The organism is Pseudomonas sp. C7.1, from assembly GCF_056312395.1.
Genome location: NZ_JBWDTL010000003.1, coordinates 1,319,489 through 1,331,622, shown reverse-complemented (window position 1 = coordinate 1,331,622; position 12,134 = coordinate 1,319,489). Strand labels below are relative to the sequence as shown.

Annotated in this window: 10 protein-coding genes and 1 pseudogene; 9 read left to right on the top strand and 2 right to left on the bottom strand. The window is 58.5% G+C overall.

Annotated features, from left to right (window positions below; translation table 11 throughout):
• Window positions 1-47: 47 nt before the first annotated feature.
• Window positions 48-806, bottom strand: a complete 759-nt coding sequence (locus AC0T4W_RS09555) for a GntR family transcriptional regulator (protein WP_476318776.1) — start codon at window positions 804-806, stop codon at window positions 48-50.
• A 627-nt stretch (window positions 807-1,433) separates the two neighbouring features.
• On the opposite strand from AC0T4W_RS09555, the gene AC0T4W_RS09550 reads away from it, so the two are divergent.
• Together AC0T4W_RS09550 and AC0T4W_RS09545 are read left to right on the top strand one after the other, a co-directional pair.
• Window positions 1,434-2,783 (top strand): NCS2 family permease, encoded by a 1,350-nt coding sequence (locus tag AC0T4W_RS09550; protein WP_476318775.1) that lies wholly within the window; start codon window positions 1,434-1,436, stop codon window positions 2,781-2,783.
• Window positions 2,784-2,849: 66 nt separating this feature from the next.
• Window positions 2,850-3,476, top strand: a complete 627-nt coding sequence (locus AC0T4W_RS09545; protein ID WP_476318774.1) for a LysE family translocator — start codon at window positions 2,850-2,852, stop codon at window positions 3,474-3,476.
• A 308-nt stretch (window positions 3,477-3,784) separates the two neighbouring features.
• Here AC0T4W_RS09545 and uraH read toward each other — a convergent pair whose 3' ends face one another.
• Entirely contained in the window at window positions 3,785-4,138 is a 354-nt protein-coding gene (gene uraH, locus AC0T4W_RS09540) for a hydroxyisourate hydrolase (protein ID WP_275962911.1), read from the bottom strand.
• A 413-nt stretch (window positions 4,139-4,551) separates the two neighbouring features.
• Between uraH and puuE the strand changes: the two genes are divergently transcribed.
• The 7 genes and pseudogenes from puuE to AC0T4W_RS09505 all read left to right on the top strand — a co-directional run bounded on the left by puuE (window position 4,552) and on the right by AC0T4W_RS09505 (window position 11,928).
• On the top strand, window positions 4,552-5,496 hold the full coding sequence (puuE, locus tag AC0T4W_RS09535; RefSeq protein ID WP_476318773.1) for an allantoinase PuuE: 945 nt from the start codon (window positions 4,552-4,554) through the stop codon (window positions 5,494-5,496).
• The gene (gene uraD, locus AC0T4W_RS09530) at window positions 5,493-6,008 is read left to right on the top strand and encodes a 2-oxo-4-hydroxy-4-carboxy-5-ureidoimidazoline decarboxylase (RefSeq protein WP_476318772.1); all 516 of its coding nucleotides are present in this window, start codon (window positions 5,493-5,495) and stop codon (window positions 6,006-6,008) included. The genes puuE and uraD overlap by 4 nt, the downstream gene beginning before the upstream one ends.
• Window positions 6,009-6,048: 40 nt before the next feature.
• Entirely contained in the window at window positions 6,049-7,041 is a 993-nt protein-coding gene (gene alc, locus AC0T4W_RS09525; RefSeq protein WP_476318771.1) for an allantoicase, read from the top strand.
• Window positions 7,042-7,141: 100 nt separating this feature from the next.
• A complete protein-coding gene (locus tag AC0T4W_RS09520) occupies window positions 7,142-7,645 on the top strand; it encodes an ureidoglycolate lyase (RefSeq protein ID WP_476318770.1) in 504 nt (167 codons plus the stop codon).
• A 47-nt stretch (window positions 7,646-7,692) separates the two neighbouring features.
• A pseudogene (locus tag AC0T4W_RS09515) lies at window positions 7,693-8,994 on the top strand (urate hydroxylase PuuD); the annotation flags it as partial.
• Between the two features lie 483 nt (window positions 8,995-9,477).
• Complete coding sequence (locus AC0T4W_RS09510) at window positions 9,478-10,974, top strand: nucleobase:cation symporter-2 family protein (protein WP_476318769.1); 1,497 nt, start codon at window positions 9,478-9,480, stop codon at window positions 10,972-10,974.
• Window positions 10,975-11,055: 81 nt separating this feature from the next.
• A complete protein-coding gene (locus AC0T4W_RS09505) occupies window positions 11,056-11,928 on the top strand; it encodes an outer membrane protein OmpK (protein WP_476318768.1) in 873 nt (290 codons plus the stop codon).
• The last annotated feature ends 206 nt before the right edge of the window (window positions 11,929-12,134 follow it).

Below are 12,134 nucleotides of genomic sequence, written 5' to 3'. Positions count from 1 at the left end.
AAATCCCGCTCACTCAGCGGGATTTTTGTTTGTGCCGGTTGCGCCGATCAGCGGCTCGCGGCTTTCTTCTTGCTGCCCGGCAGCAGGTGCGAGAACACCGCGTGCAGGTCATCGGAGGCGGTTTCGCCATCCAGGTTGAGCTTGGCGTCGACGCTGTCCATATGGCGCATCATCAGGTCCACCGCCACTTCCACGTTGCCGGCTTCGATGGCGTCGATCACCTGATCGTGCTCGACATCCGAGCAATGGGTACGGCTGTTGCTTTCGTACAGGGCGATGATCAACGAGGTCTGCGAAATCAGGCTGCGCAGAAAGCCCAACAGAGTCAGGTTACCGGCGGCTTCGGCGAGTTTCAGGTGGAATTCACCGGACAGGCGAATGCCCATGCCGCGATCACCACGGGCGAAGCAGTCGCGCTCATCGATCACCATCTGGCGCAGCGCGGCAATCTGTTCCGGCTTGGCGTTCTTGCAGGCCAGTTCGGTAATAGCCCGCTCGATCATCCGGCGCACATAGAAGATCTGCCGGGCTTCTTCCGCACCTGGGCTGGCCACTACCGCGCCACGGTTGGGACGCAGCAGCACTACGCCTTCGTGGGCCAGACGCGACAACGCACGACGAATAATGGTGCGGCTGACGCCGAAGATTTCACCGAGCGCTTCTTCACTGAGCTTGGTGCCAGGAGCCAGACGCTGCTCAAGAATGGCATCGAAGATATGCGCGTAAACGACATCGTCCTGAGTCCCGCTGCGAGTGCTTTTGCCTTCGCGCGTCTGCTTCTTAAGGGGCTGCAATTGTTCGTTCATTGGGGCTCGCGTGATCAAGGTTCGGCGGTTGCTGATGCAACTTTACTGCGCGTCACCCACCGTCTGGCAAGCAGAGCATCAGTGAAAAGTCACAAATAAAAAGCCTTTTCATTGTACACAATGTAACCAACACGTACACCGCCAGCCACGCACAACGAGCCTGTAAACGTGCATTGATACGCGCTTTCTGGTCGTACCTCTCCCGCAAATAGTGTGCAGTTGGCAGATTAATTTCTTATATGCAGCATTTGTCTTGTTCGGGAATCTGCTTAGCAGCCGCCCAGGTGAGTCAGGGCAGCAACGCCACGATGCCCGCGATTATTGCCGAAGACCCGCTGAGCATGGGGGTATCAGCGCCTCGCCAGGCCGGCCAAGTGGATGCTCCGGTACACATCAGGAAAAGGACTGGTATTGCATAGGTAAAAAAGCCGAGTACATAGCGGATTTTAACCGGAAACATTATTTGCTTTTTTTGTATACAACATCATAATCGGCCTCAGCGTTATTTCTTGACCTAAAGGTCAGCTAAGCACGCCAGCAAGGCAAAAAACACCACCTACCTCAAGAGTCGAGCAGTGCGCAGCACAGGCTCTGGGTGGCACACAATAAGAGATGAGGAGTACCCCTGTGGAAAGCGCTAAACAAGAACAACAGGCGACGCAGATGCAAGACCTGATCAAGCCCGGCCTACTCGACCGCTTCTTCAAGCTGACCGAACACCGCACCACCATCAAAACCGAGCTGCTGGCGGGCCTGACGACTTTCGTCACCATGGCTTACATCATCTTCGTTAACCCCAACATCATGGCCACAGCTGGCGTCGATCACGGCGCCGCGTTTGTCGCCACCTGCATCGGCGCGGCCATTGGCTGCTTTCTGATGGGCCTGTATGCCAACTGGCCGGTGGGCCTGGCCCCTGGCATGGGCCTGAATGCCTTCTTCACCTACACGGTGGTCGGCGAGATGGGCTACAGCTGGCAGATCGCTCTGGGCGCGGTGTTTATCTCCGGCGTGCTGTTTATGATCATGAGCCTGTCACGCATCCGCGAGTGGCTGCTTAACAGCATCCCCATGAGCCTGCGCTTTGCCATGGGTGCGGGGGTGGGTCTGTTCCTCGGGCTGATCGGTTTGAAAACCGCAGGCATCGTCGTCGACAGCCCGGCCACTCTGCTGACCATGGGCTCGTTCGGTGAACCGAATGCAATCCTCGCCGCTGTGTGCTTCCTGCTGATTGCCGTGCTTAGCCACCGCAACGTGTTTGGCGCCATCCTATTCAGTATGCTGGGCGTTACCGCCGTCGGCTGGGCCATGGGTATCGTTGAATACAGCGGCCTGGTTTCCATGCCACCCAGCCTGGCACCGACTTTGATGGCACTGGATATCGCCGGCGCCTTCAACATTGCCATGATCAGCGTGATTCTGGCCTTCCTCTTCGTCAATATGTTCGACACCGCTGGCACCCTGATGGGCGTGGCCCATCGTGCCAATCTGGTGGATGAAAATGGCAAGATCCAGAACCTGTCCAAAGCGCTCAAGGCCGACAGTACCTCCAGCGTGGTCGGTGCCTTTGTCGGTTGCCCGCCGGTCACCAGCTATGTGGAAAGCGCTGCGGGTGTTGCCGCCGGTGGCCGTACTGGCCTGACGGCTGTTGCGGTGGGCGTGCTGTTTCTCTGCGCGATGTTCTTTGCCCCGCTGGCTGGGATGATCCCCGCCTACGCCACCGCCGGCGCGCTTATTTATGTGGCGATGCTGATGATGAGCGGCATGGCGCATATCGACTGGAAAGATCACACCGACACCATCCCCGCGATCGTTACCGTGGTGATGATGCCGCTGACCTTCTCCATCGCCAACGGCATTGCCCTGGGCTTCCTGACCTACGCGACGCTGAAACTGCTGACCGGTCAGCGCGACAAGGTATCGCTGAGTCTGTACGTTCTGTGCATCATTTTTATCGCCAAGTTCGCCTTCCTGTAAGGTTGGCCGGCTGGTAACCAAGCCCCTACGCACGCGTTGGGGCTTTTGCACATTTGGAGAATAGGAATGAGCCTGGAAACCTGGCTGTTGTTCGCGAGCGCTGCATTGGTGGTGATTCTGATCCCTGGGCCGCTGTCACTGCTGATGGTCAGCAACAGCCTGAACTATGGCCTGCGTCGCTCGGCCCCGGCTTTTATTGGCGGCGTGTCGGCCTCGATCTGTTTGCTCAGTGCTTCGGCGCTGGGCCTTGGCGCGCTGCTGCTGGCCTCCGAGCAGTTGTTCAGCTTGCTGAAGATTGTCGGCGCGCTGTATTTGTTTTATCTCGCCTGGCAAAGCTGGCAGCAATCGCGCAAAGCCGCCAAGCCGGTGACGGCCGAAGAGCAGCCGGTCAACCCGAGCTTTCGCGCCATGTTCTGGAAGGCCTTCGGCCTGGGCGCCAGTAACCCCAAGGACATCCTGTTCTTCGCCGCCTTTCTGCCGCAGTTCATCAGCGCCGAACGGCCCATGCTTGGCCAGTTGCTGGCGATGATCGCCACCTGGGCGGTGTTGGACCTGGCCTGCAAGCTGTTCTACGGCCTCAGCGCCCAGGGCGCCGCGCGCTACCTGCGCTCGGGCAAGGGCCAGGTGTGGTTCAACCGCATTAGCGCGGGTTTGTTCGGTGGTGCGGGTGCGGCTTCGTTGCTAAGCAGGTAGACCGGGTTTTATCTTGTTGGGCTTCGCTACGCTCAGCACCAACCTACAAAAGCACTCCGCGCACCGTAGGTTGGCGCTGAGCCTGCGAAGCCCAACGCTGGCCCACAAACGCACGATCCGTACGTAGATCCAGATGTAATCCGGAAAGCTCACCACTCGCTGAAATCTCCCCGGATTGCATCCGGGCTACAAAAAGCATTCTGCATCCAGGCGTATGGCAGCACCTCAAATCGCAGCCGAAAAAAAAGCCCGCAGTGTGTGCGGGCTAAGGACTCTTAAACCGAGTCAGAGGGTGACAAGCATTCGGTTCAGCTACCGCGATAGGTGGAGTAGCTGTAAGGGGAAATCAGCAGTGGCACGTGGTAATGCTCCTGCCCGGCATCGATGCCGAAGCGCAGCACCACAACATCCAGAAAAGCCTGCTCAGGCAATTTGACGCCGCGCGCGCGGTAGTAATCGCCGGCATGGAAATGCAGCTGGTAAACGCCGCTGCGGTAGTCATCACCCTGCAGCACCGGCGCATCACAGCGGCCGTCATGGTTGGTGACAACGCTATTGAGCAGCTCCAGCTGAGCTCCTTCAACGCGATATAACTCAATCTTCAGTTCGCTGCCCGGGCAACCATGAGCTGCATCCAGTACGTGTGTGGTCAATCGTCCCATCGTTTATGGGCACCTGTGCAGACAAACCAGCACAGATGCCGCACCTCCTCTACTTTTATTGAATTCGGCAGATTTATCAGGCTACGCAGCCTCGACTGAGCTGAAGCATAGCATGTTGAAATTCAAAAATAAGACACTTTCACAAAAAACTGTACACAATAAATCGATCATTACGCCTGCTTAGTGCACCGTAAACGGGCAGCAAATCGACCATAAGTGCTTGCGAGCACTGCTTTTGCACAGCAACAGCTGACGCACTGGACAGATTCAGCAATAAGGCAAAATTTCGCAAAATAAGTGAATTTTAGATTTACAAGATGCAAGGCACTTTGTATACAATTATCCCATCACGGTCGTGCAACGCATCCATGCCTGCCCAATGACCGCCACAAACAGCAAGAAGGAAGACTGCAGTGAGCGCTGACTACCCACGCGACCTGATCGGTTACGCCAACAACCCACCCCACCCGCACTGGCCTAACGATGCACGCATCGCCCTGTCGTTTGTGCTCAATTACGAGGAAGGCGGTGAGCGCAACATCCTGCACGGCGACAAGGAATCCGAGGCGTTTCTCTCCGAGATGGTTTCCGCGCAGCCGCTGCAGGGCGCGCGCAATATGAGCATGGAATCGCTCTACGAATACGGCAGCCGTGCCGGCGTCTGGCGTTTGCTGAACCTGTTCCAGAAACACAACATCCCGCTGACCATTTTTGCCGTGGCCATGGCCGCACAACGCTACCCGGATGCCATCAAGGCCATGGCAGCCGCCGGCCACGAGATCTGCAGTCACGGTTACCGCTGGATCGACTACCAGTACATGAGCGAAGCCGAAGAGCGCGAGCATATGCTCGAAGCCATCCGCATCCTCACCGATATCACCGGCGAACGCCCCCTGGGCTGGTACACCGGCCGTACCGGGCCGAATACCCGGCGCATCGTTATGGAGGAAGGTGGCTTTCTCTACGACTCGGACACCTACGACGACGACCTGCCCTATTGGGACCCGGCCAGCAGCGCAGCCAAGCCGCACCTGGTGATCCCCTATACCCTGGATACCAACGATATGCGCTTCACCCAGGCGCAGGGTTTCAACACCGGCGACGACTTCTACCAGTACCTCAAGGACGCCTTCGACGTGCTCTACGCCGAAGGCGTGGTCGGTGCGCCGAAGATGCTCTCAATCGGCATGCACTGCCGCCTGCTCGGCCGCCCGGCGCGCATCGCCGCCCTGGGGCGCTTTATCGAATACGTCAAAGGTCATGAAAAAGTCTGGTGCGCGCGCCGCGTCGATATCGCCCGGCACTGGCACGCCACCCACCCCTTCTCCTTGAATCAACAGCAAGAGAACAGCCAATGAGCCGCTTTCAGACCCTGACCCCTTCGAGCCTGAGCCGCGAGGATTTCGTCAAAGCCTTCGCCGATATCTACGAGCACTCACCCTGGGTGGCGGAAAAGGCCTTCGACCTGGGCATGGACGCCAGCATCGATACGGTCGACGGCCTGCACCAGCGCATGGCCGACATTTTGCTTAGCGCCAGCCATGAGGCTCAGCTGACCCTGATCAACGCCCACCCGGATCTGGCCGGCAAAGCCGCCATTCGTGGCGAGCTGACTGCATCCAGCACCGCCGAGCAGGCCGGCGCTGGTATCAGTGAATGCAGCGCAGACGAATTCGCCCGTTTCACCGAACTCAACGACGCCTACAAGGCCAAGTTCGGCTTCCCCTTTATCAAGGCGGTCAAAGGCAGCAATCGCCACGAGATTCTTGCGGCCTTCGAGCAGCGCATCCACAACTCGGCCGAGCAGGAATTTGCCACCGCCCTGGCCGAGATCAACAAGATCGCCCTGTTCCGTTTGCAAGCCCTGTAGCCCACCACTCTCAGGCCCTCACTATTAAGGCAGACACAACATGAAAGCTTACGCCGTACCCTTTGAGAAATACGTCAACCTCGCCGACGCACGCCTGGGCACCAAGGCCATCTCGGTCACCGACGACTGGTTTGCCGACGTTAACCGTCTGTTCCAGCCGACCCCGGCCGTATGGAAGGAGGGCGTGTTTGATGACAACGGCAAGTGGATGGATGGCTGGGAATCGCGCCGCAAGCGCTTCGAAGGTTACGACAGCGCGGTAATCCGCCTGGGCGTACCAGGCTCGATCAAGGGTGTGGACATCGACACCAGCTTCTTCACCGGTAACTTCCCGCCGTCGGCGTCCCTGGAAGGCTGCTTCGTAGCCGAAGGCGACCCGACCGACGCCACCGAGTGGACAGAAGTGCTGGCCGCAGTCGAACTGCAGGGCAACAGCCACCACTACCATGAAATCGCCAATGCCCAGGCCTTTACCCACCTGCGCTTCAACATCTACCCGGACGGCGGCGTCGCCCGCTTGCGCGTCTACGGCGTACCGTTCCGCGACTGGAGCAACGTCGGCGACAACGAGGAAGTTGACCTGGCTTCCGCACTGAATGGCGGTCGCGCCCTGGCCTGCTCGGACGAACACTTCGGCCGCATGAGCAACATCCTCAACCCGGGCCGTGGCATCAACATGGGTGACGGTTGGGAAACCGCGCGTCGCCGTACCCCAGGTAACGACTGGGTGATTGTCGCCCTCGGCCATCCGGGCGAGATCGAACGCATCATCGTCGACACCCTGCACTTCAAGGGCAACTACCCGGACAGCTGCTCGATCCAGGCGGCCTTCGTCAAAGGCGGCACCGACAGCCAGATCGAAACCCAGAGCCTGTTCTGGCGCGAACTGCTGCCGAGCCAGAAGCTGCAGATGCACGCCGAGCACGCGTTCAGCGAGCAGATCAAGGCGCTGGGCCCGATCACCCACGTACGGGTGAACGTGTTCCCGGATGGCGGTATCAGTCGGCTGCGTTTGTTCGGAAAAATCAAGTAACCGTAGGAGCCAGCTTGCTGGCGATGCTTTTTAGTCATTGATCGACCATTGATCGCCAGCAAGCTGGCTCCTACAAAAGCAACGATATTAGCGAGTCAACATGCGCACATTGATCATCGAGCCGCTGAGCAAAGAAGCCTTCGCCCCCTTTGGTGACGTTATCGAAACCGACGGCAGCGAATTCTTCATGATCAACAGTGGCTCCACTCGCCGCTATCACAAACTGGCCACGGTCGAGACCGCCCAGCCAGAGGATAAGGCGATCATCAGCATCTTCAGCGCCGAGGCCCTGGATATGCCGCTGACCATTCGCATGCTGGAGCGTCATCCGCAGGGCAGTCAGGCGTTTATTCCGCTGCTCGGCAATCCCTTTCTGATTGTGGTCGCGCCAGTTGGCGATGCACCTGAATCGGAGTTGGTCCGCGCCTTCCGCAGCAACGGTAGGCAGGGCATTAATTACCATCGCGGCGTTTGGCACCACCCGGTGCTGACGATCGAAAAGCGGGATGACTTCCTGGTGGTTGATCGCAGTGGTTCTGGCAACAACTGCGATGAGCATTTCTTTAGCGACGAGGCGCAACTGCTCCTCGCCCCCCACCAATAAGAGAAGCCCAGCACCGGCGTGCCGGCACTGGGAAAGAGGTACTGATTGTGGAAGCACATTTGATTGAGTGGCTGAACCTGAGTATTCGCTGGGTGCATATGATCACCGGCGTGGCCTGGATCGGCGCATCCTTCTATTTCGTCTGGCTGGAAAACAACCTCAACCGCGTCAACCCACGTGATGGGCTGTCCGGTGACCTCTGGGCGATCCACGGTGGCGGTATCTACCACCTGGAAAAATACAAGCTGGCTCCGCCGAAAATGCCGGAGAACCTGCACTGGTTTAAATGGGAAGCCTATTTCACCTGGCTGTCGGGCGTGGCCCTGATGCTGGTGGTCTACTACCTCAACCCGAGCCTGTACCTGGTTAAGCCGGGCGTTGATCTGGCACCGGAAATGGCCATTGCCATCGGCTTCGGCTCAATGATCGCGGGCTACATGGCCTATCACTTGCTCTGCGATTCGCCCCTAGGCAAGCGCCCGGCCCTGCTTGGCGCCGTGCTGTTCGTGCTGTTGATTGCCGCTGCCTATGGCTTCAACCTGATTTTCAGCGGCCGCGCCGCCTATATCCATGTTGGCGCGATCATCGGCACCATCATGGTCGGCAACGTGTTCTTCACCATCATGCCGGCCCAGCGCGCGCTGGTTAAGGCCATCGAAGACAACACCACGCCCGACCCAACCCTGCCAGCCAAAGGCCTGTTGCGTTCGCGCCACAACAACTACTTCACCCTGCCGGTGCTGTTCATCATGATCAGCAACCACTTCCCGAGCACCTACGGCAGCCAATACAACTGGCTGATTCTGGCGGGCATCGCGATGTTGGCGGTGCTGGTGCGTCACTACTTCAACACCCGTCATGACAGCAGCAAGTACATCTGGACCCTGCCCGCCGCCGCACTGGGCATGATCTGCCTGGCGTTTGTCACCGGGCCAAACATGAAGGCTGCAGCACCGCAGGAGCCACAAGCCGCAGTGATCAAGTACGCTCCAGTGCCAGCCACTGGCATCAGCGGCAATCCGGAAGTGGCCAAAACTACCGAGCAAACCGCACCGCCCCCTGAAGCCAGCGCTCCAACTTCAGCGGCGACTGGCAGTGGCGACTTTGCCCAGGTCAACAGCGTGATTCAGGAACGCTGCAGCGTGTGCCACTCGGCAACGCCCAGCAGCGCGATGTTCAGCGCCCCGCCTGCCGGCTTTGTGCTGGACACGCCGGAGCAGATCAAGGCACAGGCCGCGAAGATTCACGCACAAAGCGTTGCTTCGCAGATCATGCCGCTGGGCAATATCACCCAGATGACCCAGGAAGAACGTGAGCTGATCGGCGCCTGGATCAACCAGGGCGCCCAGCTCGAACTGATCCGTCCAAGCGCCGCACCCTGCTCGGGGTACGGCGCTTTTCTATGGGTTCCGTTAGATGTTGCGCGATTGAAATGCTTGATGCCTCTGTAGGAGCCAGCTTGCTGGCGATGCTGTTGCACTGCGCCTAGCAGGGATTGCCAGCAAGCTGGCTCCTACACTGACTCAAACGCGCTCCGTCGAAGATGGCGCGCGTCCCCTGCAAACGTTGCTGCATGCGTGGAAGTAACCCTTCTCTCAATTTTCTCTTCTCGCCCCCCTCTCCCAGCCGCTTAAAGCCTAACTGCACGTCATCAGACTAACGGTCGAATATTTGTACACAATCTATAAATAAATTGTTTTTATCGCTGTAAACAAATTGCTATAGTCGGACCATTCTGACCTGGTGGACAACTTCCACCCAGACGCAGAACAGAGGCGCCGTGAAGCCTCGCCAAGCCCATGACCGTATAAAAACAACTGGCAGGCTCTGATATGACCACGACTCGCAGCACAGACACCCCAGCTCCGCCCGTAGTAAACAACGACCTGATCTACCAACTGCACGACACCCCGGCCTTTGCTCCGGCGATCTTCGCCGCGCTGCAGCATGTACTGGCCAGCTTCGTCGGCATCATCACCCCTACCCTGATTGTCGGTGGCGTCCTCGGCCTCGGCGCCTATGTGCCCTATCTGGTCAGCATGGCGCTGTTCGTCTCCGGCCTCGGCACCTTTATCCAGGCCAAGCGCATTGGCCCGGTCGGCTCCGGCCTGCTGTGTTTGCAGGGCACCAGCTTCGGTTTTCTCAGCGTGATTCTCAGCGCCGGGTTTATCGTCAAGGGTCGTGGCGGCAGTGAGGAAGAAATTCTCTCGACGATCTTTGGCGTGTGTTTTTGCGCAGCTTTTGTCGAGATCGCTTTCAGCCAATTCATCAACAAGCTGCGCCGAGTGATCACCCCGGTCGTTACCGGCACCATCATCTGCCTGATGGGTTTATCACTGATCAAAGTCGCCATGACTGATATCGCTGGCGGCTACGGCGCAGCAGACCTCGGCGCCCTGCACCACCTGGGCCTCGGTGGCCTGGTGTTGGTCACCATCGTCATTCTCAATCGTTTCCCTTCACAGGCAGTGCGCCTGTCGGCGGTGATCATTGGCCTGGCACTGGGCTTTGGCGTGGCCTGGTTCACCGGCAAGGTGGACTTCGCCAACATGGCCCAGGTGCCGTTGATCAGCGTGCCAGTGCCGTTCAAATACGGCTTCAATTTTGACTGGGTAGCGTTTGTGCCGATTGCGGTGATCTTCCTGATCACCCCGCTGGAAACCGCAGGCGACCTGACCGCCAACTCGATCATCTCCAAGCAGCCGGTCAAAGGTCCGCTGTATATGCGCCGGATCAAATCCGGGGTACTCGCCGATGGTTGCAATTCGGCCATGGCGGCGATGTTCAACAGCCTACCGATGACCACCTTCAGCCAGAACAACGGCGTGATCCAGCTCACCGGTGTGGCCAGCCGCCATGTGGCCTTCTATATCGCCGGTATTCTGGTGCTGCTGGGCCTATTCCCGGCGGTTGGTGCGGTATTGCAACTGATGCCCAAACCAGTACTCGGCGGCGCCACCTTGATCATGTTCGGCACCGTCGCCGTGGCGGGCATCAAGATCCTTACCGAGGCCGGCCTGCACCGTCGCAACGTACTGATCGTGGCTATATCGCTCGGCCTCGGTTTGGGTGTTGCAGCCGTGCCGGAAGTGCTCTCGCAGATGCCGGATACCTTGAAGAACATCTTCGGTTCGCCCATCACCATCGGTGCCTTCAGCGCGATCTTGCTGAATATCTTCCTGCCGGAAGAACACCTGCAGCTGGAAGAAAACGACTACGACCCCGAAGCGCACCTGCACACCGTGCTGCAAAACCCGCAGGACGACAATGCAGCAGACGCCGCAGACAGCAGCCGCAACGAACTCAATGCGGTCCCGCGTACCAGCTAAACAACCGCCCTTTGCTTAATAGGTCCTGCGGTTCGCCGCAGGGTCGAGAAACCCTGTAAGTCCCAAAATAAGGAAACCCTGATGAAACTGAAGCACCTGCCCCACGGCATCGCCCTCTCGGCCGGGTTGTTTTCCGGTCAACAGGCCTTGGCCAGCGATGCCTTTCTTTGGCAAGACACCAGCCTCTCCTACCTCTATGGAAGCAACTTCCAGCGCCTGAACTTCAACGAAGGTGAGCAGCGCTCGCAAACCACCTTTAGCCTGGAAAATGCCAGCGGTTGGACCTGGGGCGACACGTTCTTCTTCCTCGACTACATCGACGCAGACAACGCGCAGGCGCGCGGCAGCAACTTCGGCAACCTGGATGTCGACGAGAAGAGCAGTTTCTACTACATGGAATTCTCGCCGCGCGTTAGCCTCAGCTGGCTAACCGGACAGGACCTGTCCGCTGGCCCATTAAAAGATGTGTACGCAGCCTTTACCTATGAAAAAGGCAGCGGCGGCCCTGGTACCGAAAACTACCTCTACGGCATCGGCACCGCCTGGAACGCTCCAGGCTTCGCCTACCTGAACGCCAACCTGTATGCAGTGAAGGTCAACAACCATATCTTCTTCGACCATGACTTCAAGGCTTCGGACAAGGGCAACGGCCACACTTACCAACTGACCGTGAGCGGCGCGTACCCATTCGCCGTTGGCGAACAGGACTTCGTGGTCGACGGCTTTATCGACTGGCGCGCCCCGTCCAAAGACGCCGGTACCCAGACCTCGGTCGGCTCTTCGATCCAGATCAAATGGGATGCCGGCAAGGCGCTGTTCGGTGAAGGGCGCAAGCTGTATGTCGGCACCGAACTGAACATGTGGCACAACAAATACGGCATCCGCCCAATCGACGGCTCCACCGATGGCTTCGATCAGACTGCAGTTCAAGCGCTGGTGAAGTATCACTTTTAAGCCTACGAGCTTGGTGCGGATCGCCGGGTAGGCGGCAACATAAATAAAAAGGGGATGGCAAAATTGCTATCCCCTTTTTATTGCTGCAGTACTGAGCCTAGAGCGGCCCATGGCTGCGATCACGAGCTCGCGGCCATGGGGCGCTCCTACAGAAGACTCAGGCAATCACTGAGCTGCAGACGCGCGAGGGCTTCACAGCAAACCTC